The sequence below is a fragment of the Promicromonospora iranensis genome, from assembly GCF_028994805.1.
Classification (GTDB): Bacteria; Actinomycetota; Actinomycetes; order Actinomycetales; family Cellulomonadaceae; genus Promicromonospora; species Promicromonospora iranensis.
Map to the genome: position 1 here is coordinate 114,936 of NZ_JAJQQP010000015.1, position 23,554 is coordinate 138,489.

The window sequence follows — 23,554 nt, forward strand, 5'->3', positions numbered from 1 at the left end:
GATGGTGCGCAGCGCGGTCCGGAGCCTGTTCGCGAGCCGGGGTCGGTTCCTGCTCACGGGCACGGCGATCGCATTGTCGGTGGCGTTCCTCACCGCGACACTGGTGCTGTCCGACTCGATGCGCGGCCGAGCCGCCAGTGATATCGCCGAAGCGCTGGCCGGAACGAACGCCGTGGTGCAGGGCGTCGAGCTCGGCGAGCCCGGCGGAGGACCGGGAGACCCTGCCAGGACGGTTCAGCGATCACTGGATCCCGACATCACCGAGCGCGTGGTTGCGGTCGATGGCGTCGACGAGGCCGTCTCGCAATGGGTCGGCTTCGCCAAACTGGTCGTCAATGGATCGTCGGTCGGAACCGGCACGGCGAGCGACGTCGGTCGCAACTGGATCGCCGACCCGGCGCTCAATCCGTTCCGGCTCGCGAGCGGGCAACCACCGACCGAGGTCGGAGAGATCCTGATCGATCGATCACTCGCCGACGACGCAGGCCTGGCTCCCGGTGACGTCGTACAGGTCCTGACCACGACGGGTATGCACGACGCGACCGTCACCGGTATCGCGACGTTCGCATCGGCGGACGCGGCACCGCTGCAGCGAACGGTGCTGTTCCCCGACGCAGCGGTGTCCACCTGGCTCGACACCGCGGCGCCGACCGAGGTGCTCGTCGACGTCGCGCAGGGTGCCGACCGCACCGAGGTGCTCAGCCGGCTGTCGGCGCTGTCCGATGCCGAGGTCGTCGCCGGACCCGACTACATCCGGACGATGCAGGACGCCGCGACGTCACCGCTGCAGTTCCTGAACGTGTTCCTCCTGGCCTTCGCCGTCGTCGCGATCCTGATCGGCGTGACGATCATCTTCAACACGTTCACGCTCACCGTCGCCCGCCGCCGGCGGGAGTCGGGACTGCTGCGTGCGGTCGGTGCGGAACGACGCCAGGTGCTCGGCGCAGTGGTGATCGAGGCGGCGTTCGTCGGAATGATCGCCACGCTCGCCGGCCTCGTCTGCGGAGTCGCTGGAGTGGGCGTGCTGCGCTGGGTCGTCGGACTGACCGGGGTCAGCCTGCTCACCGGGCCGTCGATCGTGACCCCGGTCTCGATCGCGATCGCCGCGACCGTCGGCATCGGCGCAACGATCCTCTCGGCGTGGATCCCGGCTCGCCGCGCGGCGGCGACACCACCGATCGAGGCGCTGCGCGAGAGCGCGGCGGAACCCCGGGCCGTGAGCCGAGCGCGGACTGCGAGCGGACTCGTGCTCGCCACGGCGGCGATCGCTGGAGGAGCCGTGGCTGTGGTGAGCTCGAACCCCGTGTGGCTCGCGCTCGCTGCTGCCATCGTCCCGGCGCTCGTGCTGTGCGGCCCGGCGATCGTGACCGCCGCGGCGCGGTGGAGCGCACCGGTGGCCCGCCGCACCGCCGGTGTGTCTGGCACGATCGCAGCGGGCAACCTGGCTGCGAGCCCACGTCGATCGGCATCGACGGCGCTCGCGCTCATGCTCGGCACCGCGATGGTGACGATGTTCGCGATCTTCGCGAGCTCTCTGACGAGCGGGGTCGGAACCGACGTCCGCGAGGGACTGGAAGCGGACCTGGTGGTCACGTCGGCGACCCCCGACGTCTCGACGATCGACCCAGCCCTGGCCGGCCGGATCGCAGCGCTGCCCGACGTCGACGCGGTCACCGCGCTGTCGGCCGCCGAAGGGATCGTGGCGGGGAAGGCCGAGGCGATCGGCGGCATCGACCCGACGGCTCTGCCCACCATGTTCGACCTCGACCCGATCGCCGGCGACCTCGCCGATCTGAGCTCGGGCGGCGTGGCCGTGGTCGGTGACGACCCGGCGCGGCTTGGCGGAACCCTGGAGATCGAGTTCGAACGATCGACCATCGAAGCGCCGATCGTTGCCGTGGTCGCAAGGAGCACCGGCGGTTTCGAAGCCCCGCTCTACTTCGTCGACGCGGCGACACTCGACGCCTCGGTCGGTCGTCAGCTCGATGCGCAGGTGTTCGTCGACCTCGCCGACGGAGCGGCGGCGGACGCAGAGCAAGACGTGAGTGCCCTGGTCCGAGATGCGCCTGGGGCGTTCCTGGCGACCCAGGAAGAACACGTCGCCAGCAGGGGGAGCGAGATCGCTGCGTTCGGGAACTTCATCGACGGGATGCTCATCCTGGCGAGCTTGATCGCGCTTCTTGGAGTCGCCAACACCACGGCGCTCGCGATCAATGAACGCACCGGAGAGATCGGGCTGCTGCGAGCGGTCGGGGCGTCTCGGCGGGCGCTGCGTCGCATCGTGCGGCTCGAGGTGGCACTCCTGTCGTTCGTGGCAGCATCGATCGGTATCGCCGTCGCAGCCGGTTTCGGCTGGGCGATGATCGATGTCACCGGAGGCGCGGAGATCCCGTCCGTCGTCATACCTTGGCCCCGCCTGGCAGTGACGCTCGTCGTTGCGGTCGCAGCGGGCGTGGCCGCTGCAGCGTGGCCCGCGTTCCGGGTCTCCCGGGTGCCTGTGCTCGAACTGGTGAGCAGGGACCGCTGATGCGCAGGTCTCTGCACCTGGGCCGCGGCGTCCCACGACCGGTCCTGGTGCAGAAACCTCCCGTCGGAGTACGCGCCCGCCATCGGCCTCGACGACGATGGTCCCGTGACACACACCCATCCCCGCACCTCTCGCGCCGATCTCGTAGCGATCGTCGCCGCACTGGCGGTGTCGATCGGCATGCTGGTCACCGATCCGGACGTCGTGGCCGGACGGCAGCTCCCGGGCATCGCGATCGCGGCCGTCGCCGCAGTGCTGTTCGTCGTCGCCGGCCGGTTCGGTCGGGCCACCGTCGTGGCGATCGGTGTGCTGGACGTCGTCACCTTCGCATCGACCTCCAGCCCGCTCGCGCTGCGGCCGCTGCTCGCCGTGGCGCTGTTCCGTCTCGTGCGCCGGAGCGACGACCGCTCTGTGGTCTGGTTCGGGTCGTTCATCGCGATCGTCGTCGCCGGCTTCGGGGCGCAGATGGATGGTGAGCAGTTCTGGTTCGAATGGGCCACCGACGCAGCCGTTCTCCTGCTCCCGATCGCCGCCGCCGACGCCCGTCGCTCTAACCTGCGGCGTCGAGCCGACGCTGTGGAACGCCAGGTCGCCGAGCGGCTCCAGGCGGAACGCCTTCGCATCGCGTACGACCTGCACGACATCGTCGCCCATTCGCTGTCGGCGATCACCGTCCAGTCCGGCATCGCCGCCCACGGGTTCGAGCGCGATCCCGCCGCTGCTCACACCGCGCTCGTCGAGATCAACGACGCAGGCAGACGATCACTCGACGAGCTGAGATCCCTCCTCGGGCTTCTCCGGTCCGACGAGTCGGTCCCGCTTCGCCCGGTATCGGCGGCCACCACCACCCTCAGCGACGTCGTCGTCGCCGCCAGGCACTCGAGGAAGGTCGAGGTGGTCGAGGACGGTCACTATCCCGCGGGCGTGGCGGAGAGCACCGTGGTGACGGTGCACCGCATCGTGCACGAATGCCTGGTCAACGTCGCCCGCCACGCCGGCGACGTCCCCGCGGTCGTCCGGCTCCGGCACACGGACGGCGGCGTGCACGTCACCGTGTCGAACGACGCCCCGGCCACCGCACGCGTGACGGCGCCGGGCACCGGCATCGGTCTGGTCGCGATCCGCGAGCGAGCGGAGCTCCTCGGTGGCACCGTCCACGCCGAACCCACCGACGACGGCGGGTTCACGGTGCGCGCATTCGTGCCCTACCAGCTACCCGACGGGTGGGAAGCATGACCGCTCGGCTCGACGCGCCTGCCATGGCGAGGCGCGACATCCGCGTGCTGCTCGTCGACGACCAGGAGTGGGTACGTCGCGGGTTCGCAGCACTGCTCGCCAACGAACCCGGCATCGAGGTCGTCGGTGAGGCCGGCGACGGCGCGCAGGCCATCGCCGAGACCTGGCGAACACGCCCCGACGTCGTGCTGATGGACATCCGCATGCCTCGCATGGACGGGCTCGACGCGACGCGAGCGATCTGCCGCGACGAACGGCTCAGTGCTACCAAGGTGCTCGTACTCACCACCTTCGCGCTCGATGAGTACGTCTACGAGGCGCTCAGAGTCGGTGCATCCGGTTTCCTGCTCAAGGACACCCCGCCGCGACTCCTGCTCGAGGCGATCGCTGCCGCCGACGACGGTGAAGTCCTCATCTCACCGGCGATGACCAAGCGGTTGGTCGCCGACCTCGTTCGCCGACCGATCAGCCGTCCGGGAGACTCGGGTCCCCTCGATGTCCTGAGCGAGCGGGAACGCGAAGTGCTCGCCGAGGTAGCACGTGGCAAGACCAACTCCGAGATCGGCGAGTCGCTCTACATGTCGCCGCTCACGGCGAAGACGCACGTCAGTCGCATCCTCGGCAAGCTGAACGCGCGCGACCGCGCCCAGCTCGTGATCATCGGATACGAGACCGGACTCGTCAGCCCCGGCGAGTGACCATCGCGAGCGTCGTGGCGGTCGACACTGTCGATGTCGGCGCCGGGATCGGCCACCCACCCTGACAGCTCAGCGCTACCTGTCCCCGGAGCTTGTCTCACTCGCCGTGCCGGCCCGGGGCAGGAGGCTGATCGCGGTCTCGGCGTCGCCTTCCCCCGTGGGGCCGCCAGCCGCTGGAGCGGCATCGACCTCACCCGTGCGCCGTCCCGGACGAGGATCGCCATGCGGACTGCCCACGTCTGTCTTGGCTGGGCCGTGACGGTCCTCACCCTTGCTCCTCGGCGGGCTCCTTGCTAGGTTTGTTATTGTTCAATCACTAACCTAGGAGCGACCATGAACGCCAACCCGGCCCGCGAGCTCACCCCCGCACAGCACGCCCTGGCAGAGCACCTGCGGCTGGTGTCCTCCGGCCAGATCGACGAGTGGATCGAGCTGTACGCCGCGGACGGCACGGTCGAGTTCCCCTTCGCTCCCGCCGGTGTGTCTACCCGGGTGCAGGGACGCGAGGCGCTGATCGCCCACATGCGCGGTTTCCCGCAGACCTTCGATGTGAAGTTCGTCGACGTGAAGTTCATCGAGACGACCGACCCCCGCACCGCGGTCGCCGAATACCGCTCGGAGGGAAGCGTCCTCAGCACCGGCAAGCCGTATGAGCAGACGGTCATCACGGTGATCCGCCTCGACGAGGCGGGCCTGGTCGAGCGGTTCGTCGACTACTGGAACCCTCTTGTGGTCATCGAGGCCATGACCCCCGACCAGGCGGCCAGTGGCCAAGACGTGTCGTGGCCCGCAGGGCGCTGATCCCGATTCGACAGGGTGAGAGGGGGCAAGACGGGTCGCCCACCCGTCTTGCCCCCTCGAACCCCGTCTCACCCCGCAATGAAAGACTGGCAGACATGCCCGCCCCCGGTTCTAGCGTGAAAAGCGATCAACGCCGTCGAGTCGTGCTGGACGCTGCCGTGGCCTGTTTCGCGCGCAAGGGTTACTACGGCACGACAACCAGTGAGATCGCCGAACGGGCCGGAATCTCTCAGCCCTACATCTACCGCCTCTTCGCCAGTAAGGAGGCGCTGTTCGCCGGTGCCGTCCGCCACGTGTCCGAGCTGCTCTCGGATGCTCTGACCGGAGCCGGCGCCGGCACCGATGAGGCCGGGCCGCCCCGGCAGGCGGAGGGGGTGATGCGTGCGATCCGGTCCGCCTACAGCACCCTGATCCAGGACCGGGACGTCATGCGGTTCCTCATGCAGGCCAGTTGCGCAGCTGATGAGCCGCTCGTGGCCGAGGCGGTGCGCACGTGCTATGCCCGGCAGGTCGAACTCGTCAGTGAGCTTCTGAACCACGACGACGCTGCGGTCCGGCACTGGTTCGGCGCCGGCATGCTCGAGAATGTCACGCTGACCCTCGGCCTGGCCGACGTCGACGAGCCCTGGGCACGGACCCTCAGCGGGCAACGGTCTCGATCGGACAGCGGTAACTTCGCTCACCAGGTTTCGCCCTAGGGCCTGTTTGGGATTGGGTCAGCGTCGGCTGACCCAATCCAGGACGTCGTCGGCGATGGTGTTCGGTGCGGCGGCGGTGGTCTTGGCGACCGAGAAGAACCAGTCGGCCTCGTCGACGGGCGGATGGACGACGATGAAGGTGTTGTCGCTGTCGTTCAGGTCGTCGATCAGACCGATCAGATCGGCGCGGGTCGGGTTCGGCAGGCGGGTGCCGGCGCCAGGCTACGAATCGTGCCGGACTCGGTCCCCCAGGCGGCCGCCGCGGTGCTCGAAACGGACCCACAGGTGCGCGAAGCCACCCTCAGGTTGCGCTCGGAGCGCGGCGCAGTCGTCCTGGTCGGTCACGTACGCGTCGCGCCACGCGCGGACCTGTCTGCCCTCGGGTCGCTTATCGACGAGACCGCTCACCAAGTCGGGCAAGTCCTGGGGCGAACCGTCACCGGACAGATCCGTCTGGCGGTAGCTCGTCGCGGGAGCGCCGAACGCATTGTCCGATGCCCCAGATCAGCAGTCAGGATGCTGGCGCACGTGGATCGCAGCTGCCAACTGCACGGTGGGTGGCGCATCTCGCTTCGTACTCGCACGGTCGCAGTCCTCCGTCATTGTCGGCGGGAGCTCGGCACAGCATTAGCTCGCCCCTGAGGGAAGGCCTCGCGAAGGACGCGCCTGTCGCCCCTGGGGCTCTCCCACGGCGAGTGCTTGGCCGATCGTAAGCCCGCCAGTCACGAGCCCGACGACGGTCACCGGCGCAACGGCGAAGCCCTTGCCCGGTTACTGATCGGGGCGGACGAACGCGCTCGGGCCGTCCTCGTCGACGCTCAGGGGCATGAGGAGTCCATTGGTCTCGATTCCGAGCTTCACCGGAGGCGTCTGCTGCGGTGCAGCATCATGGCGACAAGTCCGCAGCTCGCAGCGACCACGGCGAACGGCAGGGCTGCCGCGACGTCGAACAGGGCCGTGAACATGATCGGCCCCACCAACTCCGCAACGACGAACGAGTACTGGAAGACAGCGAGATATCTCCCTCGCGCCCCCCGCCCGAGCTCATCCACCAGCGCCGCGGACGACGGAGCGTGCAAGATCTCTGCGGTGCTCAGGAGAGCGACGCCGATCACGAGCACCACTGCGGCCGCGGTCAAGGGCAAAGTCACTGCGACAGCGACAGCAGCAAAAGCGCCGCACCACAGAAGCGCCGCGCGCTTCAAGAGCCGCACCTTCGAGAAGCGGGACGCAAGGCCGGCACCGCGCGACGACAGCACGGCGACGAGCAGCGCGTTGACCACCAGAAGCGCAGCGGTCAACCAGCCTGGCCCCTCCAGTCCCGTACGAACGACGGTGGGCAACGAAAGGCCGAAGAAGAGGGTCGACAGCGCGAGCACGCTGTTCAGCGCGAGGAACCGCAGGAACTCGCGGTCGCGGAGGATCGACACGTAGGTCCGTGTCTCTTCTCCGGTGAAACGGCCCGCTCGGGGACGCACCTTCACGACAGCGAGAATCAGGACCGCCGCGACGGCGGTGCACCCCGATGCCGCCCACGCGAGCGCCAGATAAGCACTCTCGACCTGGACCGAGATCACGACTCCGGTGACGAGCCCGCCCACGACGACTCCTACGGTCCGGACCGCGTTGAGGCGACCGAACCATTGCTCCATCGACAGGCCGGCCCCGGACTCCGCGTAGTCCGCGAGGAAGGTGAAGACCGACGACCAGAAGAGGCGCACGCCAACGGCCATCACCGATGACGCCAGCAAGACTTCGACCGGCTCACGGGCGACGACGAAGCCGGCGTACGCGACAGCCTGGATGCCCAGGCCGACAACGACGACAGGATGCGCGGTCCAGCGGTCGACCAGTGCCCCGGTCGCGATCGGTAGCGGAAGGCCGATCAGGACGCTCACGCTCATGATCGCACCCAGCACGGGGAGCGGGATGTCGGTCAGGACGGTGAAGTACACCAGCGACAGTGGCAGGAACAGGCCACCGGACAGTGAGGCGAGAGACAGAGACAGGGTGAGGCAGGCGTCAAGGCGCCCAGGTGCATGCTGAGGCACGGGGATTCACTTTCGATGGGAAACAGGCATGACTGAGACCCCGGCGAGCACCTGGCTCGACGGGTACTTCAGTTCTGTCTGACGTCCATAGGCGCCGACGGTAGCCCCAACCGATCGCGGGGGCCACACCTTTTCCACGATCGAATTCGCAGGTCAGCACCTGCTTCGGCGCAAGCCCTGTCAGACGCGGCCGTCACTCTTGGGCCCCGTCGACGGGCCGCCACTGACCGGCTCTGCACTGCGCTCTCGTGCGCGTCCTGACGGTGCGGGTGCACCTGGCCGGTACCAGAGGACCAATACCAGGGGGCACAGCATGGACGAGCAGGAGCCGCACAGCGCGGACCAGGACCTGACGCCAGCGCCAACGTAAGACCTGTCCGAGATCGCTGGCATGGCCACCGACGAGGGCACCGCGCGTATCGTCCTGGCCCCGGGTTGCGAGCCCAGCGACGAGCTCGCACCCCAGCTCGTGGTCACGCACGGCGACGTGTACCTGGTGCAGCAGATCTCCGACGGCGCACTACAAGGAGAGACCTCGCGGTTGGCCCGCTGGCGCCAGGACGTCACCGGTCGTCTGGGCCTTGCCGAAGTCAGCCGGGTCCTGCTGCGGACCCAGCAGCTCGGGCTCGGAACACTGGTACCGGGTGAGCACGGCTGGCCCACCCTCGCTGGAAACCCGGCAGCCCACCCGCTGGTGTTTGTGGACGCGTGGCGACTCGTCGTACCTGAATAGACACTCGCCGCGGGTGGCGGTGATCGGGGCACGTGTCCCCACGGACTGCGGCCGGGACGTCGCCCGCGCCCTGGCGATCGACCTCGCCGACCGGGGCGTCACTATCCTCGGGTCCGGCTGGCCGGGCATCGACGCACAGCCGTCCTGGGTGCAGCCGTGGCCGGTGGGCCGGCAACCGCAGTGCTACGTGCAGGGCTGGCCCGCCCCTACCCCAGCAGCAATGCCAACCTGTTCCGGGCAACTGTCTCCAACGGAGGTGTCCGGGCTCACCTATCCACGAGGCGATGAAGGACGCCGGCGCGCCCACTGGCGTGCCGGCGTCCTTCATGAGGGCCCCGCTGGGTTCGACCTGCCTCTGGTGCTCACCTGACGCCGCACGCTCGACGTCTGACCGACTTCGTGCGGCCCGTCACCCAGAGGCGAAGTACGCCCACGCCCGCAGGTCCGCTCTGGCGGTCTCGACCTGTTGGAGAATCGGTGCGAACTCTTCGTCGTCGAAATCCACGACTGACTCGAGATAGTCCGTACGCACCCGTTCAGCTTCTGCGATCCGCCACAGAATCTCCAGAAGCTGTCGCTGCTCGCCCGCCGACCGCTTCTCGGCTTGTGCGATCTGACGCAGAGCGTCTCTGTCCTCCCCGAGAAGGCGACTCCGAAGGACCTCCGGGGCAGTGAACTCCTCGATCTGCTGGACAGACTGCCGCGTCCTTCGGTCGCAGTAGATCGCGAGCGCCACAGTGGGAGCCAGGTAGGCCAATGTGGCACCCAACGGTGGTATCAAGCCGGCATCAGTACTCCCGCCAGAGAGCTCGCTGGCGGAGAACGCCACCGAGAGGAACACAACCGGCGACGCGCCCACGAGCGCATTCGCAAGGCGGGACCACCGATATCTGACACGAGCTGTCCGCTCGATCTCGTTGAAACCGGTCCGGATTCGCTCGACGACGAGCAGGTCTTGCCTCGGGTCGACGATGAATACGAATCGGTGGAGAGCAGCCCTGAGATCGCCCTCCATTTTCAGGATGCCCGGCTTCGCCATCACCCACGCCAGCGCAAGGAACCGTCCCGGGCGCGGAGCCCGCCACACATGCTGCACAGCCAGACCCTATCGGCCGGGGCGTCCAAGACTTGCCGTGATTCATCCGGAAAGTACTTGCAGGCGATGACGGCTGTGCCACGTTCAGCGCGTCGGGTCCCCGGCGCTGTCCGCGCCTCGCTCGGACCGTCACCGCCCTGTCACGACGAACTTCGTGATGGCCAGAACCTCCCGACGGCGCTCGAACTCCCCAGGCTCCTCGCGGTGGAGCCGTGTCAATTACCACGACGGCGGGCACTTCGCTGACCGGCCGACTTCCACGGCCTTCCTCATCCGTCCGTGCGATGTTCGATCGAGCTCGGCCCTTCCGGTGCCCTGTCCGCGAGCTCGTCGGCCTTGTCCAGGCGCGCGAGCCAGAACTCCCGGACGAGTCGGATGCTGGGCTTGGCGGCAAAGAAGAGCGAACCGATCAGGAAGCAGAACGTAGCCGCCACTTTCGTCTGCTCGGAGAAGAACAGGATGCTGCCGATGACGAAGAGCATTGCCGCGAGGAAGTCAGCGGTCGTATGCAGCACCTCGAACATGGCATAGCGGCGGGCTTGCTGCGACGTAACCTGACGGGCCCGAGGATCGAAAATTCGCACTACATCTCCCAGCTTGATCAGTTGTGCCCAGTCGTCCAGTCGTCCAGTCGTCCGGAGCGCGGTGAGCCAGCCGGAACCGTGCCAGGTGGTCTCCCGCCGTCCGGCTGGCCCCTCGGCGTGGTCCGATCCGACGCACGCACTCCCTGTCGGTGTCATGCGGAACCTTCAGCATGGAAGCAGCGGTGTCCGGTCGCACCGCGGGCTGTACCTAGGTGCGAGCCGCCGCGCGGCGATGCAGCATCGAAGGGCACCCGCAGTCCGCGCAGGAGGAGGCACCGATGGCAACGGCACCCAGCGCCCCGCCCGTAGAGCCTGGATCGTCGGCGGCGACCGCAACTGCGCCGGTGAGTTAGCGCGCGCCGCGAGCAGCGCGGCTCCCCGTGAACAGATCAGGGAGGACACCTGTGTCGATGAACGAGAAGGACGAGGACGCCACAAAGGACCGTGGAGAGGGCCGGTCGCACGACTCCGGGATGTATCTGCGGTTCGCTGCGATGCTCCTGACCGCAATGGTGGTCATGTACTTCGTCATGTTCGTGGGCTCCTGGGAATGGAGCCACGTACGTTTCAGCCAGAGCCGCGTCTTCATGGCACTGACCATGGGCGGCGCGATGGGCCTGGTGATGCTCGCGTGGATGCTCAATATGTACAAGAGCGCCAAGGCCAATGTCGCGGTGGTAGTGGCCAGCGTGCTGCTTCTGGGGGGCGGGGCGTTCCTGGACCGCAGCCAGGTCACGGTGGACGACTCCGCATTCATGAGCGCGATGATCCCGCACCACTCGCTCGCCATCACCCGCTCGGAGCGCGCACAGATCCAAGACGTCCGGGTCTGCGAGCTCGCCGTGGAGATCAGCGAGGCCCAGCGCCGCGAGATCCGCGAGATGGACTGGCTGATCGACGACATCGCCCGCAACGGGATCGCGGCCACGCCCGCCGAGGCGCAGTCCCGGCAGGTCCCGAGCTTCCAGGAGCCAGCCCAGCGGCAGTGCCCCGCGGGCTGACCGAGTCGATCGGCAACAAGGTTCCGATTCACTGACCGACGAGGGGGACGGCGCATGACGTTCGAGGAATGGGTCGGAGCGGTCGGTAGAGCGGTAGACGCCGCGGGCGTCGTGGCGGTTGTCCTGGGCGCCGTGGTGGCCACCGTGTTCGCCGTCACCCGGCTGGCGCGCAGACAAGGTGAGGTCTACGGGCGGTACCGGCGGTTTCTCGGCAGATCCATTCTGCTCGGGCTCGAACTGTTGGTCGCCGCGGACATCATCCGCACCGTGGCAGTGGCCCCGACGCTCGAGAGTGTCGGGGTCCTCGCCGGCATCGTCCTCATCCGCACCTTCCTCAGCTGGTCTCTCGAGCTGGAGATCACCGGCCGGTGGCCCTGGCAGAAGGAAGGCACACGACCGAGTGCATCCGGCAGCGGCAGTCCGGCCCAGTAGCACGCTGATACCCATCGGCCGGCGTGTGCAGGACCGACACAGGACCGGGGCGCGGCCGGGGTCGTCGTGGAAGCACAGGAGCCGGTTCCCTGGTGCGGCGGCGTGATGGTCAGGATCACGCCACCGCACCACGACGCTAGGGCAGCTACCGTTCACTCGCACGCACCCAGTGCGTTCCCGATATGTACTCGAACGCATGCGCGATCTGACCAAGATGCGCGTGCACGACCGCGCGGCCACGTTCATCGTGCACGCCGCGGGCGATTTCAGGACCGGGGCCGGCATGAGTGATGGTGACGGGCTCCTCGTAGACCAGTCCAAGCCCGCGAGGCGATGAACGACGCCATCGTGCCCACGGGCGAGCCTCGGTCCTCCCTGACGGCCCGGCAGGGTTTGATCTGCCCCTGACCTAGCCTTACCGATGATCATGACGGCGCTGGCGGCACCCGCCATCGTCGGCCTCCTCACCGCGCCAGTCACGGTGGCTCCCCGCCGGAGCTGCGGTGCTGCTCCTGGGCCTGACGGCAGTAGCCGTCGTCCGCCGTCGCGAGGACAAGGCTGACAGCGATCCGGCACCTGGGCGCCGCTCGTGCCCAGGTGCCGGAGATCCTCGGCGCCGGTTCAGCTGCCGGATCAGCTTCCGGCGGTCACCTTGCCCTCGTCGGCGGCGTCATGTTCGCGTACTCCTCGATCCGGTCGATGAGACCGTCTTTGAAACCGAAGTACATCGCCACGGGCAGCTCGGTGCCGGACCCGTCGGGCATGTTGATGTGCAGCACGTGCTGCTGGAGCACCTCGTCGGGCTTCTGGAACTGTCGGGTGATCTCGTACCGCAACGCCACGACACCCCCGCCGCTCGACATCTGCTCGAGCTGCTCGAGGTTCTCCTCGATCGTCTGCTCGCCCTTGCCGTCGTTGTGCCAGACGGTGGCCGTGTCCGCGCACATCGCACGCATGCTCGCGAAGTCGAACTTCTCCAGGTGCCGCAGGTACTGGACCGCCTTCTCCGTCAGCTCGGGTTCCATGATTCCGTCCTGTCCTTTCTTGTCGGGCTCTGTCACCGTGCTCCCGTTCCTCTCGTCGAGAACGAGTGCACGTTCTCCGGCGTCGACGACGACCGGAAGATGGTTCGCTTCAAGCGGGATCGGGCACGGAAACGCCGTGGAGAACACGTGGTGGGGCAGGATCACCTGGTTGAAGTCGACCCGGAGGGTGCTGCCCTCGTCCGGGGGCAGGATCAGCCACCGACCGATCTCGGGTGTGTCGGTGCCGCTGCTGGGATCGGTGAAGACCGCCAGCCGCAGGCCGGGGACGGATTCCAGCACCACCAGGGTGTGCTCCTGGCCGCCGAGCTCGACGACCAGGTCGCCCGGGGCGGAGACCATCTCCTTGCTCCGCGGGCTGGTCAGTCGCCCCACTTCGACGGTACGGCCGGGCACCGACCGGTACTCGGCCTCGACGACCCAGCTCGGATCGTAGGGATAGCTCGCGATCTCGCGCAGCCCCGTGAGAACCGGTGCCGAAGGGTCCCAGACGACCATCCCGTAGGTTCCGCCCCGTCCCTGGACGAAACACACCCGCCCGTCAGCGAGCTCCACCTGGCTGCCGGACTCCACTTCCACCGCACCGGTCACCGGTCGCCCGCCGATCGACACGCCGTCCGCGGCGGTGACGGTGAGGGTCAGGACCCCCGATGCACTCACTTCCCAGCGACCCGGCAGCCCCGGCACCCCCGGTTCGGGATGCGAGACCATGGCCAGCTGGACGGTGCCCGCCTTGCCGCCCGGGCCGGCGACCTCCTCCCAACGGTTGTTCCGCCAGGTCGCGTACTCGACCGGCACACCCGGGTGGCCAGAGTCCTCAGCAGACATAGATCCTCCTGTTCCTGTTGACGCCCGGACCGAGCGCCCTCCAGGTGGCCACACTGGGACGGCGGCGCAGAACCTGGCAAACATTGTTGCCGTTCTGGCAAACTGGCCGCCATGAGCAACGAGAAGGGCGAGGGCCTCGACGCCGTCGGACCCCGGCTGCGCAACCTTCGCCACGAACGTGAGACCACGCTGGCCGAGCTGTCGGCCGCTACCGGCATCTCCATCAGCACACTGTCCCGGCTGGAGTCCGGCTCCCGGCGACCGACGCTGGAACAGCTGCTGCCTCTGGCCAGAGCGCACGGCGTCACGCTCGACGAGCTGGTCGACGCCCCCGCCACCGGCGACCCACGTGTCCACCTGCGCCCCATCCACTGCAAGGGAGGGCAGACGGTCCTGCCGTTGACCCGGCGCCCCGGCGGCATCCAGGCCTACAAGTTCATCCTTCCCGGAAGCCGCGGCTCGGATCAGCCCACTCCCAAGACCCACGAGGGGTACGAGTGGGCCTACGTCCTCAACGGGCAGCTACGACTCGTGCTCGGGGACCACGACCTGGTCCTCGCGCCCGGCGAAGCCGCCGAGTTCGACACCCGCACGCCCCACTGGTTCGGCGCCGCGACCAGCCAGCCCGTGGAATACCTCTGCCTCATCGGACGGCAGGGCGAGCGCGCACACATCCGCGCCCGCACCGCGCCCAGGAAATGAACGAGCCCGCCGTCCGGGCCACCACAGCCGTCGTCCCGTGACGCTTGCCGACGTGGCAAAGACGTTTGGTGTTCTCCCACGCGGCGAGCCAGTCTCGTGCCTCGACCCGGTGTGTCCGCCAAACCGGGTCAAGACCTGACGCGCGTTGTCCGTACTTGCCAGTGGGGGCGTTCTCCGTACGGTGGAGCCAGGTCCCGAGTCCAGGCCACGGCCCGCAGGCGCGTGGTGGAGACCATCGATTGGCACCGGAGGACCTACGGGTGACTGCGGCGTCGAGCGACGGCACCTGCAGCGCCTTGGTGGTCCTACGGATCTGGGCCCATGTGCCGCGCTGTGCCCACCCGCCGGTCCGCCACCCGCAGCACCGCCGACCCACGAGAGGACAACCGGATGCCCGAACTTGAGCGCCACCACCAGTTGGCAGGCAGCCGCCCGACGATGGAGGACGCACGCGTCACGGTGGTCGTCGTCAGCCGCAACCGCCGCGAGGAGCTGCTTCGCAGCCTCGGCCATCACCGGTCCCCCGTGGTCCTGGTCGACAACGGATCGACCGACGGGACTCCCGACGCGGTCCGGCGCACCCACCCTCACGTGGAGGTGGTCGAGCTGGGCCAGAACCGCGCGGCGGCCGGACGAACAACCGGTGCATTGCGCGCCCGCACCCCGTTCGTCGCCTTCGCCGACGACGACTCGTGGTGGGCGCCCGGGGCCCTCCGCGCGACGGCGGACGCGCTTGAGGCCGCGCCGCGCGTCGCCCTCGCGAACGTGGACACGTTCGTGGGAGACGAGGAGCTCCCCGACCCTTTCTCCGCCGTGCTCTCCGCGTCCCCGCTGCCACATCGGCAAGGCATGCTGCCCGGCCCGCGCATCCTCGGGTTCATGGCGTGCGCCGCGATGGTGCGTCGGTCCGCCTTCCTCGCGGCGGGCGGGTTCGACGACGTCATCCGGTTCCCCGGCGAGGAGGAACGCCTGGCGTGGGACCTCACCGCCCGCGGCTGGGCGCTGGTGTACCTGGCCGGCCCCGCCGTCCACCACCACCCGTCTCGGCAGCGCGGCGCCCCCGAGCGGCGTGAGCGAGGCCTGGCGCGGTCACGGGTGCTCACCGCGGCGATGCGGCTGCCGTGGAACGCCGTGGCCGAGCGCGTCACGGCGGAGTTACGGGCGGGAGCTCCAGGGCGCCTCGGCGTGCTCGACGCCGTCGCCCGGCTGCCGCAGGCCCTCCGGCACCGGCGGCTGCTCCCGCCTGAGGTGCTGGCTGACATCGAGATGCTCGACCGCGTGACCACCGATGGCGTGAGGGAGCCGACGGTCCCCTGACCAGCAGGAGCCACCGCCCGTTCCCAGCTTGCCCCGTCGTCCCCGGAGGATCCCCATGGCTCGGCAACCCGACGCCCGCATCGGCGTCGTCGTCATCACCCACAACCGGCGCGACGAGGTACTGGGCGCACTCGCCCGGCTCCGCGAGCTGCCCGAGCAGCCTCGCGTCATCGTCGTCGACAACGCCTCCCACGACGGGACCGCGGACGCCATCCGCTCCCAGCACCCGTGGGCAGAGCTCGTCGCCAGCCCCACGAACCTCGGTGCCGTCGGCCGCAACGTCGGCGTCGACCGTCTCGACACGCCCTACGTCGCGTTCTGCGACGACGACACCTGGTGGGAGCCCGGCTCCCTGCGGGAGGCGGCCAACGTGCTTGAGGCGCACCCGCGCGTCGCCGTGCTGACCGGGCGCATCATCGTGGAGCCACACGGACAGGAAGACCCGATCGTCACCGAGCTACGCCAGTCGCCAGTACCCACAGCGGCAGACCTGCCCGGCCCCGCGCTGGGAAGCTTCCTCGCCGGCGCCTCCGTGGTCCGCCGGGACGCATTTCGCGCCATCGGAGGGTTCCACCCCCGGCTCTGGCTCGGCGGCGAGGAGGAACTACTCGCCACCGACCTCGCCACGGCCGGCTGGGAGCTGTGCTTCCTCGAGGCCATCGCCATCCACCACCACCCGTCCAAGGCCCGGGACCCGCACCGCCGACGCCGGGACGGCATCCGCAACACGCTGTGGTTCATCTGGCTGCGGCGTCCCCTACCCGCCGCACTGCGCCGGACACGGGACGTCCTGCGATCCCTGCCCCGCGACCGCGTCTCCGCGGCCGGCCTCTGGCACGCGCTCCGCGGCGCACCATGGGTCCTGCAGGAACGAACGCCGCTGCCCCCGCACGCCGAGGCGAGACTCCTCGCGCTCGAGGAGGCCCAGCAGTCGTCTACGGCCCGCAACTATGTCAGCTGAGCCCGCGACCCACCGTACGCAGGGAAGACACGTCCTAGCCGGCCGGCAACGGTGAGCTCACCGCGCAGCGGGCCGTACGCCTGGGGGCGGAAGCCCATGGTCACCTCGAGGCGATCGGTGTCTTCAGCGGCGAGCTCCAGCACGAGCCCGCCCGCCGCGAGCCTCTGCTCCATCGGCCCCCCTCAGCTGGCCTGCCTCCGCGCTTGCCAGTGGGCGCGTTGTTCTTACGGTGGAAGAGGGTCCAGAAAGAGGCCGACGCCCACGTCGAGGAGACATCGTGCGCGAGGACGAGGCCACGGCGCGGTTCCTTGAACAGAAATTGCCGAGCACGATCAGCGCGGTACCGGCGGCCGCTAATTAGCACGGGAGGCAACATGGCTGATTCCAAGAGCAAGACCACGACGGACCATGACGAGATCCGCTCCTGGGTGGAGCAGAACGACGGTACGCCGGCGAGCGTGCGCGGCACGGACGACGGCGGCGAGGCCGGTGTGCTGCGCATTGACTTCCCAGGTGGCGCGGGCGAGGACCAGCTCGAACCGATCAGTTGGGAGACCTGGTTCCAAAAGTTCGACGACGCCGGGTTGGCGTTCCTGTACCAGGCAGAGCGCTCGGGCGGTGGCGGCAGCACCTTCTTCAAGCTCGTGCGCAGATGAATTTGTAGGCTCTTGAAGGAACCGGCTCCCGTCCGACGCACACCAGGTCGACAACTATCTGGTCGGCTACGCCACCCGGCCACGGGCAGCAGAGTCCAGCTGTCAGATCCCGCACCACTCGCTCGCCATCACCCGCTCCGAGCGTGCGCATCCGCGAGCTGACCGAGGCGACCGGCAACAAGGTTCCGATTCGCTGACCGACGAGGGAGCGGCGCATGACGTTTGAGGAATGGGTCGGAGCGGTCGGTAGGGCGGTAGACGCCGCGGGCGTCGTGGCAGTTGTCCTGGGCGCCGTGATGGCCACCGTGTTCGCCGTCACCCGGCTGGCGCGCAGACAAGGTGAGGTCTACGGGCGGTACCGGCGGTTTCTCGGCAGATCCATTCTGCTCGGGCTCGAACTGTTGGTCGCCGCGGACATCATCCGCACCGTGGCAGTGGCCCCGACGCTCGAGAGTGTCGGGGTCCTCGCCGGCATCGTCCTGATCCGCACCTTCCTCAGCTGGTCTCTCGAGCTGGAGATCACCGGCCGGTGGCCCTGGCAGAAGGAAGGTGCACGACCGAGTGCATCCGGCAGCGGCAGTCCGGCCCGGTAGCACTCGTGGCACTGATCACCAACGGACCTGTCACCGCGCTCGTCGCCGGGGCAGGAATCGCGCTCATCGGGCAGTGACCGCACTCATTGCACCCAGCGGTCGTTCTACGGACGAGAGCACGACGGAACCGAGACCGCGATGTCTCCGGTATGGAGCAGATCGCCTCGCCGTCGCCGGTCCGGCGGAGCCACCGGTAGCCGTACCCTGCGAGGGGGGACCCGACCATCGGCCTTCACGGCCGCGTGGTCCTGGTCAGCCGGCAGGAGGAATGCACCGCGGCCTCACTCCTCGGGATGGGCGTGGTCGCCTGTCCTCGGGTTCAAGGACTCCGGGTCGGCGTCCGCATCAGGCTCGTCACCGACGGTCTGCGTGGCAGCGGTGTCGCCCATGCCCGCGGCCGCTCCCGTGCGCGGGTTGAGCTGGTCCGGGTCCGCGTCGGGGTCCTCAGCAGGGTCGTATCCAGGCTGATCGGTCATCGTCGTCTCCTGTCCGGTGAACGTGGTCGGTACTGGACCACTGACCTCCTCTGCACCGTGCCACGGGACCGGGCCGCTCGCATGCACGCGCAACGGACCTGGCAGAGGGCCGGTGGGCCACGTGTTACCGCAGCGCAACAGCTGCGTCTACGGGCTTCTCACCACACCGATGCACGCAGCCCCTGTGCGCCATCACCACCTCGCCCGGGCCGCGGGCAGCCTGATCGCCGTTTTGGGTGCGAGTGACCGGCACCCCTCCTACCGTGATCGTACCTAGGCCGCAGACGTGAGGAGCCAAGATTGCGCTCGACCCGCGAGGTACTGGAAGACCATCTGGAATGCCGGCGTGCTCTCGACCTGGAGAGTGACCTGCGCCGGAACTATGCGCACGAGGTGGTGCTGCTCTCGTGGGGTGAGGGCGTCCACCGCGGCCACGGCGGGGTGCGGCTTCTTGCGGATGTGCTTCGGACCTACCTGCCCGAGGGCAAGTACCGGTACGACGACCTGATCGTGGGCGACGCCTATGGGCTGCTGCGCTGGTCGGGAACCGGGCCTGACGGCGAAGAGCTGCGGGGCGTCGACTCGTTCGTCGTCGGCCAAGGTCAGATCACTGCACAGACGATCAGCTACGTCACCGACTGAGAGCCGGCGTCCGGCGGCGTGCTCCTCGGCGACGGAGAGCTAGACCCGCACTTCTAGTCCCGGGTCCACTGCTCGCTCGGGCAGCGCCACCCGCCCGGAACCTCACCGGGCAGCCTCGCCCTTGGCCGTACGCGAGGTCGGTGAGATCGTGCTTCGTCCGGGCGCACGAGCTCCCGGCAGCTCGTCGAGGTGAAGAACGCGTCGTGGTCCGCGCCGCGGCGCCGCTCACGTAGCGGGTCACGTCACGCCGCGAAGTCCGGCGGCCCCACCACGACCGGATCGCTGGTCAGCCGGCGCCGCACCTCGCGGCCCCTCCAGCGCAGCACCACCGTCCGGCCTTCGACCGCCTCCGGCGCCAGGGAACGGGGCCGCACCACGGCCCGCACGAGGTCGCCGTCGGCCCAGTCGAGGTCCACGACGAGACCTGGCCGCGCGACCAGACCGTGGGCGGAGCCCGACGCGAGCTCGGTCGGCAGGGCCGGGAGGAGCTCGACGTACCCACGGTGGCTCTGCAGCAGGCACTCGGCGAGCGCCGCCGCGTACCCGAGGTTGCCGTCGATCTGGAACGGCGGGTGCGCCGCGAACAGGTTGCGGTACAGGCCACCGGCCCACTGCCCGCGCACGCCGGTCGCGTCGCGGAACACGAGGTCGAGCAGGTCGGAGACGCGGTCGGGGCGGTGCAGGCGCGCCCAGAGCGCGACCTTCCACGCCAGCGACCAGCCGGACGAGTCGTCGCCGCGCCGCTCCAGGGACGCGGCCATCGCGGCCTCCTCGGTCGCCGTCAGCGCCTCGTCACCGGGGAAGAGGGGGTAGAGGTGGCTCACGTGCCGGTGGTGGGGATCGCTCTCGGGCTCCTCCTGGCCCCACTCCTGGACCCTGCCGTCCGTCGCCACCAGGACGCCGGGCAGGTTCGGGAGCACGACGGCGGCACGGCCGGCGAGATCGGCCGCGTCCGCGCCGACCCGCGGCGCGAGCTCGACGACGGAGCGCAGCACGTCGCGCACCAGGGCCCGGTCCATGGCGCTCGACCAGCTCACGGCGACGGCGCGGCCCTGCGCGTCGACGAACGTGTTCTCCGGGGAGGTGGACGGTGCGGTGCCCCACGAACCGTCCGGCAGGCGCACGAGCCACGAGAGGGCGAACTCCGCGGCGTCGCGCAGCACCGGCCACACGACGTCGCGCACGTGGTCGTCGTCGACCGAGCCGAAGCGGACGCGCTCGACCAGGTGCCGGACGAGCCACAGGCCACCCATCGGCCAGAACGCCCAGGCCGGGTCGCCGTGGCCCGCACCGACGGACGAGGCGAAGGCCCAGGCGTCGCTGTTGTGGTGCGCCGCCCAGCCCTCGGCGCCCAGCCGGCGCGCGGTGGCCCGGCCGCTGGACGCGAGCGCCACCACCAGGTCCTCCAGCGGCTGGACCGTCTCGGGCAGCCCGAGCACCTCGGCGGGCCAGTAGTTCATCTCGGTGTTGATGTTGAGCGTGTAGCTGGAGCTCCAGGGCGGTTGCATGTCGAGGTTCCACAGGCCCTGCAGGGTCGCGGGCAGCCGGCAGCCCCGCGAGGACGACATGAGCAGGTAGCGGGCGTGGTCCAGCAGGGCGCCGGCCAGTCCGGGGTCGGCCTCCAGGACCCGCCCCGGGGCGGTGCGCGCGCTGGCGAGGCGCTCCTCGAGCGTCCGAGCCGGTTCCCGGCCGCCGACGTCGCCCCGGTCGCCGACGTCGCCCCGGCCGTCCCGGGCGTCCGGGCCAGGTTCTCCCACCTTGACGCCGCACCGGTCGAACAGGCCCGTGTGCTCGGCCTCGTGCCGGCGCAGCACTTCCGCGGGGTCCTCGGCGAGCACCCGCCCGACCCGGGTGCGGGCCCGGTCGGCCAGCTCCCCGGCCGCACCGCGGGGCGCGGAGCCCGGCCCGTCGTACGTCGTCTCGACGGCGAGCGCGAGCACCCACCGGTCGCCGTGCCGGCGCCAGCCGACGACGACGCACGCCTCGACCGCGCCGGGGCCCCAGGTCGCGGCGGGGAAGTCGGGCTCGTGACCGGGCGCGACGTCGGAGGGCGCGCGGAGCCAGACCTCGATCCCCTCCGGGCGGAGCTCCCGGTGCAGCTCGTGCAGCGGCGAGGTGAGGCGCACCTCGACCGGCTCCGGCGACGCGCGGTCGACCACGTGCAGCAGCACGTCGTCGACGGCGGAGACCACCGTGCGCGCCCGCCCTCCCATCCGGCTCCCGGCGTGGGTCCAGGTGTGGGTCCCGGTGCGCAGGTCGAGCGAGCGGCGGCCCGGACCGCCGTCGGGTGACACGACCTCCAGCGTGCCGAGGGGCAGGAACGCCTGGGCGTACGGCGCCTGGAGCGCCTGCAGCGGCTCGGTGGCCTCGTGCCCGCGCCCCGACGTCGCCGCGTCGCGCGCTCGGGCCAGGAGCTGCCGCGCTTCCCGGTCGGTGCCGCCGGGTGACTCCGCGTCGCCGTCGGGCGGTCCGGACCACACGCCCTCGTGGTTGAGGTCGATGCGCGCCGCCGAGCCGCCCCAGCACATCGCGCCCAGCCGTCCGTTGCCGAGCGGCAGCGCGTGCAGCCACTCCGCCGCCGGACCCGGGTATTCGAGTGTCGTCATCGCGTCGTCACCCACGCACGCTGCCCGCGCTCAGGCCGGCGCGCCAGAAGCGCTGCAGAGCCAGGAACACGATGGCGATCGGGACCACCGAGACCAGTGACCCCACCACGGTGAGGATCTGCAGGCTCGGGATGGTGATGGACGCCTGGTTCCACCCGGTCAGGCCCACCGTCAGCGGCATGAGCTCAGCGTCCGTGAGCACGAGGAGGGGCAGCAGGTAGTTGTTCCAGCTGCCGAGGAACGCGAACAGCAGGATCGTCACCAACCCGCTCGACATCAGCCGCAGGCCGATGCCGGCAAAGGTCCGGAACTCCCCCGACCCGTCCAGGCGGGCGGCCTCGAGCAGCTCGGTCGGGATGGCGTTCTGCGCGAAGATCCAGGCCAGCAGTACGCCGAACGGGTACGACAGGCCGGGCAGCAGGAGACCCCAGTACGTGTTGTTGAGGCCGAGGTTCACCAGCAGCACGTAGGTCGGCTGGGCGAGGACCGTGCCCGGAACGAGCAGGCTGCCCAGGACGATCCCGATCAGCAGCGCACGACCACGGAACCGGTAGACGGCGAGCGCGTACCCGGTCGCCGCGCACAGCAGCGTGGTCAGGACCGACCCGATCACCGAGTAGACGACCGAGTTCAGTGCCCAGCGCCAGAAGATCCCGCCGTCGTACGTCGACAGGTCGCGTACGTTCTCCCACAGGTGCCAGTCGGCCAGGGCGAACCCTGGCGTGCTGAACAGATCCGACGCGGACTTGGTCGAGGCGATGACGAGCCACAGGACCGGCGCCAGGAAGTACAGCGAGGCGAGAGCGACGACGGCGGTGGCGGCGACCATCCACCCGCGACTGACGCGCTCGCCGCCGGACACGACCGTCCGGGAGACCCGGCGCGACCGCACCGGCGGCGTCGTACCGGCAGGAGGGCGGTCCTGCAGCGCCGCGGTCATCGTGCGCCTCCTCGCGAGGACGAGTTGGTGAACCGGACGAGCACCAGGGACACCACGAGCGTCACCAGGCCGAGGATCACGGCCATGGCGGAGCCGAGATGGGGGTCGCGTCCGAGCGTCGAGACGGCGTAGATGGCCATGTTGGGCGTCCAGTCGCTGGAGATGTTGGGGGTGATGGACTGCAGGACCTGCGGCTCGTTGAAGAGCTGCAGCGTGCCGATCACCGTCGACAGGGTCGTGAGGAGCACCGCCGGCGCGATCATGGGCAGCTTGAGGTTCAGTGCGATCCGCAGCTCCCCCGCGCCGTCCAGCCGGGCGGCCTCGAAGGTGTCCCGCGGGAGCGACTGCAGCGCGGAGAAGAGGATGATCATGTTGATCCCGGCGTTCGACCAGATGCTGACGTTGGCCACGGACCACAGCACCGTCCCGGGGGCGAGCAGGTCGGCGTCGATGCCGATCGCCCGCAGGCCCTGCACGAGCGGGCTGACCGACGGCTGATAGAAGAAGCCCCACAGGAGCGCCGCGATGACACCGGGCACCGCGTAGGGCAGGAACACCGCGAACTGGAAGAAGCGGCGGGCACGGACCAGCGCGGAGTCGAACAGGAGCGCCATCACCGCGGCGATCACCATCATCACGGGCACCTGGACCAGCCCGTAGAGCGCGACCCGCCCGAAGCTGACCAGGAAGTCGGCGTCGGCGAGAGCGCGCGTGTAGTTGCGCAGGCCGACGAACACCGTCTCCGCACCGCCGAAGCCCAGCCCCGAGCTCTGGCTGGAGTACAGGCCGTTGACGAGCGCGATCACGATCGGCGCCAGCATGAACGTCAGGAAGACCAGGACGAACGGAGTGACGAACGCGTAGGGAATCCACCGTCCGCCGCCGAGCACACGGCGGCGGACGGCGGACGGCGGTGTCTGTACAGCCATCAGG

General features: G+C 69.5%; 25 protein-coding genes. 16 read left to right on the forward strand and 9 right to left on the reverse strand.

Going from position 1 to position 23,554, the window contains the following annotated elements:
* The first annotated feature begins 1 nt into the window (after window position 1).
* The 5 genes from LUM46_RS22945 (at window position 2) to LUM46_RS22965 (ending at window position 5,960) form a co-directional block, all read left to right on the forward strand.
* Window positions 2-2,527, forward strand: coding sequence for an FtsX-like permease family protein (locus LUM46_RS22945; protein ID WP_274997358.1), 2,526 nt, complete (start codon window positions 2-4; stop codon window positions 2,525-2,527).
* A gap of 105 nt (window positions 2,528-2,632) precedes the next feature.
* Window positions 2,633-3,763 carry a sensor histidine kinase gene (locus tag LUM46_RS22950; protein WP_274997359.1) on the forward strand — a complete coding sequence of 377 codons (1,131 nt, stop codon included), beginning with the start codon at window positions 2,633-2,635 and terminating at the stop codon, window positions 3,761-3,763.
* A complete protein-coding gene (locus LUM46_RS22955) occupies window positions 3,760-4,461 on the forward strand; it encodes a response regulator (protein ID WP_274997360.1) in 702 nt (233 codons plus the stop codon). The genes LUM46_RS22950 and LUM46_RS22955 overlap by 4 nt, the downstream gene beginning before the upstream one ends.
* Window positions 4,462-4,794: 333 nt before the next feature.
* Window positions 4,795-5,262, forward strand: coding sequence for a nuclear transport factor 2 family protein (locus LUM46_RS22960; protein WP_274997361.1), 468 nt, complete (start codon window positions 4,795-4,797; stop codon window positions 5,260-5,262).
* 95 nt (window positions 5,263-5,357) lie between these two features.
* Window positions 5,358-5,960 (forward strand): TetR/AcrR family transcriptional regulator, encoded by a 603-nt coding sequence (locus LUM46_RS22965; RefSeq protein ID WP_274997363.1) that lies wholly within the window; start codon window positions 5,358-5,360, stop codon window positions 5,958-5,960.
* An 857-nt stretch (window positions 5,961-6,817) separates the two neighbouring features.
* Here LUM46_RS22965 and LUM46_RS22970 read toward each other — a convergent pair.
* Window positions 6,818-8,011 (reverse strand): MFS transporter, encoded by a 1,194-nt coding sequence (locus LUM46_RS22970; RefSeq protein ID WP_338109907.1) that lies wholly within the window; start codon window positions 8,009-8,011, stop codon window positions 6,818-6,820.
* 391 nt (window positions 8,012-8,402) lie between these two features.
* On the opposite strand from LUM46_RS22970, the gene LUM46_RS22975 reads away from it, so the two are divergent.
* Together LUM46_RS22975 and LUM46_RS26750 are read left to right on the forward strand one after the other, a co-directional pair.
* Entirely contained in the window at window positions 8,403-8,744 is a 342-nt protein-coding gene (locus LUM46_RS22975; protein ID WP_274997365.1) for a hypothetical protein, read from the forward strand.
* Window positions 8,656-9,114: a DNA-processing protein DprA gene (locus LUM46_RS26750; protein ID WP_374726979.1), complete on the forward strand. Its 459-nt coding sequence runs from the start codon at window positions 8,656-8,658 to the stop codon at window positions 9,112-9,114. The genes LUM46_RS22975 and LUM46_RS26750 overlap by 89 nt, the downstream gene beginning before the upstream one ends.
* Window positions 9,115-9,153: 39 nt before the next feature.
* Here LUM46_RS26750 and LUM46_RS22980 read toward each other — a convergent pair whose 3' ends face one another.
* Together LUM46_RS22980 and LUM46_RS22985 are read right to left on the reverse strand one after the other, a co-directional pair.
* Window positions 9,154-9,786 carry a hypothetical protein gene (locus LUM46_RS22980; protein ID WP_274997366.1) on the reverse strand — a complete coding sequence of 211 codons (633 nt, stop codon included), beginning with the start codon at window positions 9,784-9,786 and terminating at the stop codon, window positions 9,154-9,156.
* Between the two features lie 323 nt (window positions 9,787-10,109).
* Window positions 10,110-10,580 carry a YrhK family protein gene (locus tag LUM46_RS22985; protein WP_274997367.1) on the reverse strand — a complete coding sequence of 157 codons (471 nt, stop codon included), beginning with the start codon at window positions 10,578-10,580 and terminating at the stop codon, window positions 10,110-10,112.
* Between the two features lie 254 nt (window positions 10,581-10,834).
* Between LUM46_RS22985 and LUM46_RS22990 the strand changes: the two genes are divergently transcribed.
* The 3 genes from LUM46_RS22990 (at window position 10,835) to LUM46_RS23000 (ending at window position 12,194) form a co-directional block, all read left to right on the forward strand.
* Window positions 10,835-11,425: a DUF305 domain-containing protein gene (locus LUM46_RS22990; protein WP_274997368.1), complete on the forward strand. Its 591-nt coding sequence runs from the start codon at window positions 10,835-10,837 to the stop codon at window positions 11,423-11,425.
* Window positions 11,426-11,479: 54 nt separating this feature from the next.
* Window positions 11,480-11,857: a DUF1622 domain-containing protein gene (locus LUM46_RS22995; RefSeq protein ID WP_274997370.1), complete on the forward strand. Its 378-nt coding sequence runs from the start codon at window positions 11,480-11,482 to the stop codon at window positions 11,855-11,857.
* A 196-nt stretch (window positions 11,858-12,053) separates the two neighbouring features.
* Window positions 12,054-12,194 (forward strand): S24/S26 family peptidase, encoded by a 141-nt coding sequence (locus LUM46_RS23000; RefSeq protein ID WP_274997371.1) that lies wholly within the window; start codon window positions 12,054-12,056, stop codon window positions 12,192-12,194.
* A 310-nt stretch (window positions 12,195-12,504) separates the two neighbouring features.
* Here LUM46_RS23000 and LUM46_RS23005 read toward each other — a convergent pair whose 3' ends face one another.
* Window positions 12,505-13,728, reverse strand: coding sequence for a DUF1684 domain-containing protein (locus LUM46_RS23005; RefSeq protein WP_274997373.1), 1,224 nt, complete (start codon window positions 13,726-13,728; stop codon window positions 12,505-12,507).
* 111 nt (window positions 13,729-13,839) lie between these two features.
* Here LUM46_RS23005 and LUM46_RS23010 point away from each other — a divergent pair, with 111 nt between their 5' ends.
* The 3 genes from LUM46_RS23010 (at window position 13,840) to LUM46_RS23020 (ending at window position 16,708) form a co-directional block, all read left to right on the forward strand.
* Entirely contained in the window at window positions 13,840-14,430 is a 591-nt protein-coding gene (locus LUM46_RS23010) for a helix-turn-helix domain-containing protein (RefSeq protein WP_274997375.1), read from the forward strand.
* 390 nt (window positions 14,431-14,820) lie between these two features.
* Window positions 14,821-15,747: a glycosyltransferase family 2 protein gene (locus tag LUM46_RS23015; protein ID WP_274997376.1), complete on the forward strand. Its 927-nt coding sequence runs from the start codon at window positions 14,821-14,823 to the stop codon at window positions 15,745-15,747.
* A 55-nt stretch (window positions 15,748-15,802) separates the two neighbouring features.
* Window positions 15,803-16,708: a glycosyltransferase family 2 protein gene (locus LUM46_RS23020; protein WP_274997378.1), complete on the forward strand. Its 906-nt coding sequence runs from the start codon at window positions 15,803-15,805 to the stop codon at window positions 16,706-16,708.
* Here LUM46_RS23020 and LUM46_RS23025 read toward each other — a convergent pair.
* Window positions 16,696-16,881 carry a hypothetical protein gene (locus LUM46_RS23025; RefSeq protein ID WP_274997380.1) on the reverse strand — a complete coding sequence of 62 codons (186 nt, stop codon included), beginning with the start codon at window positions 16,879-16,881 and terminating at the stop codon, window positions 16,696-16,698. The two genes, LUM46_RS23020 and LUM46_RS23025, sit on opposite strands and share 13 nt — an antisense overlap.
* Before the next feature lie 201 nt (window positions 16,882-17,082).
* Here LUM46_RS23025 and LUM46_RS23030 point away from each other — a divergent pair, with 201 nt between their 5' ends.
* Together LUM46_RS23030 and LUM46_RS23035 are read left to right on the forward strand one after the other, a co-directional pair.
* A complete protein-coding gene (locus LUM46_RS23030; RefSeq protein ID WP_274997381.1) occupies window positions 17,083-17,364 on the forward strand; it encodes a hypothetical protein in 282 nt (93 codons plus the stop codon).
* Window positions 17,365-17,579: 215 nt separating this feature from the next.
* Complete coding sequence (locus LUM46_RS23035) at window positions 17,580-17,957, forward strand: DUF1622 domain-containing protein (protein WP_274997383.1); 378 nt, start codon at window positions 17,580-17,582, stop codon at window positions 17,955-17,957.
* A gap of 281 nt (window positions 17,958-18,238) precedes the next feature.
* On the opposite strand, the gene LUM46_RS23040 is transcribed toward LUM46_RS23035, so the two are convergent.
* Complete coding sequence (locus LUM46_RS23040) at window positions 18,239-18,433, reverse strand: hypothetical protein (RefSeq protein WP_274997385.1); 195 nt, start codon at window positions 18,431-18,433, stop codon at window positions 18,239-18,241.
* A 300-nt stretch (window positions 18,434-18,733) separates the two neighbouring features.
* Between LUM46_RS23040 and LUM46_RS23045 the strand changes: the two genes are divergently transcribed.
* Window positions 18,734-19,075: a nuclear transport factor 2 family protein gene (locus tag LUM46_RS23045; RefSeq protein WP_274997386.1), complete on the forward strand. Its 342-nt coding sequence runs from the start codon at window positions 18,734-18,736 to the stop codon at window positions 19,073-19,075.
* 242 nt (window positions 19,076-19,317) lie between these two features.
* On the opposite strand, the gene LUM46_RS23050 is transcribed toward LUM46_RS23045, so the two are convergent.
* Genes LUM46_RS23050 through LUM46_RS23060 form a run of 3 tightly spaced genes read right to left on the reverse strand, consistent with a single transcriptional unit; the run spans window position 19,318 to window position 23,550 of the window.
* On the reverse strand, window positions 19,318-21,681 hold the full coding sequence (locus LUM46_RS23050) for a glycosyl hydrolase family 95 catalytic domain-containing protein (RefSeq protein WP_274997387.1): 2,364 nt from the start codon (window positions 21,679-21,681) through the stop codon (window positions 19,318-19,320).
* 7 nt (window positions 21,682-21,688) lie between these two features.
* Window positions 21,689-22,621, reverse strand: a complete 933-nt coding sequence (locus tag LUM46_RS23055) for a carbohydrate ABC transporter permease (protein ID WP_274997389.1) — start codon at window positions 22,619-22,621, stop codon at window positions 21,689-21,691.
* On the reverse strand, window positions 22,618-23,550 hold the full coding sequence (locus LUM46_RS23060) for a carbohydrate ABC transporter permease (protein ID WP_274997390.1): 933 nt from the start codon (window positions 23,548-23,550) through the stop codon (window positions 22,618-22,620). Before LUM46_RS23060 ends, LUM46_RS23055 begins: the two co-directional genes overlap by 4 nt.
* Window positions 23,551-23,554 lie beyond the last annotated feature (4 nt).

Bases quoted from the DNA above. Each gene is read 5' to 3' on its own strand.
- LUM46_RS22955 (WP_274997360.1), top strand. From the start codon at position 3,760: ATGACCGCTCGGCTCGACGCGCCTGCCATGGCGAGGCGCGACATCCGC.
- LUM46_RS23005 (WP_274997373.1), bottom strand. From the start codon at position 13,728: ATGTCTGCTGAGGACTCTGGCCACCCGGGTGTGCCGGTCGAGTACGCG.
- LUM46_RS22945 (WP_274997358.1), top strand. From the start codon at position 2: ATGGTGCGCAGCGCGGTCCGGAGCCTGTTCGCGAGCCGGGGTCGGTTC.
- LUM46_RS23055 (WP_274997389.1), bottom strand. From the start codon at position 22,621: ATGACCGCGGCGCTGCAGGACCGCCCTCCTGCCGGTACGACGCCGCCG.
- LUM46_RS23035 (WP_274997383.1), top strand. From the start codon at position 17,580: ATGACGTTTGAGGAATGGGTCGGAGCGGTCGGTAGGGCGGTAGACGCC.
- LUM46_RS23050 (WP_274997387.1), bottom strand. From the start codon at position 21,681: ATGACGACACTCGAATACCCGGGTCCGGCGGCGGAGTGGCTGCACGCG.
- LUM46_RS23015 (WP_274997376.1), top strand. From the start codon at position 14,821: ATGCCCGAACTTGAGCGCCACCACCAGTTGGCAGGCAGCCGCCCGACG.
- LUM46_RS23025 (WP_274997380.1), bottom strand. From the start codon at position 16,881: ATGGAGCAGAGGCTCGCGGCGGGCGGGCTCGTGCTGGAGCTCGCCGCT.
- LUM46_RS22960 (WP_274997361.1), top strand. From the start codon at position 4,795: ATGAACGCCAACCCGGCCCGCGAGCTCACCCCCGCACAGCACGCCCTG.
- LUM46_RS23020 (WP_274997378.1), top strand. From the start codon at position 15,803: ATGGCTCGGCAACCCGACGCCCGCATCGGCGTCGTCGTCATCACCCAC.
- LUM46_RS23060 (WP_274997390.1), bottom strand. From the start codon at position 23,550: ATGGCTGTACAGACACCGCCGTCCGCCGTCCGCCGCCGTGTGCTCGGC.
- LUM46_RS22965 (WP_274997363.1), top strand. From the start codon at position 5,358: ATGCCCGCCCCCGGTTCTAGCGTGAAAAGCGATCAACGCCGTCGAGTC.
- LUM46_RS23000 (WP_274997371.1), top strand. From the start codon at position 12,054: ATGCGCGATCTGACCAAGATGCGCGTGCACGACCGCGCGGCCACGTTC.
- LUM46_RS23010 (WP_274997375.1), top strand. From the start codon at position 13,840: ATGAGCAACGAGAAGGGCGAGGGCCTCGACGCCGTCGGACCCCGGCTG.
- LUM46_RS22995 (WP_274997370.1), top strand. From the start codon at position 11,480: ATGACGTTCGAGGAATGGGTCGGAGCGGTCGGTAGAGCGGTAGACGCC.
- LUM46_RS23040 (WP_274997385.1), bottom strand. From the start codon at position 18,433: ATGACCGATCAGCCTGGATACGACCCTGCTGAGGACCCCGACGCGGAC.
- LUM46_RS22975 (WP_274997365.1), top strand. From the start codon at position 8,403: ATGGCCACCGACGAGGGCACCGCGCGTATCGTCCTGGCCCCGGGTTGC.
- LUM46_RS22990 (WP_274997368.1), top strand. From the start codon at position 10,835: ATGAACGAGAAGGACGAGGACGCCACAAAGGACCGTGGAGAGGGCCGG.
- LUM46_RS22985 (WP_274997367.1), bottom strand. From the start codon at position 10,580: ATGACACCGACAGGGAGTGCGTGCGTCGGATCGGACCACGCCGAGGGG.
- LUM46_RS23030 (WP_274997381.1), top strand. From the start codon at position 17,083: ATGGCTGATTCCAAGAGCAAGACCACGACGGACCATGACGAGATCCGC.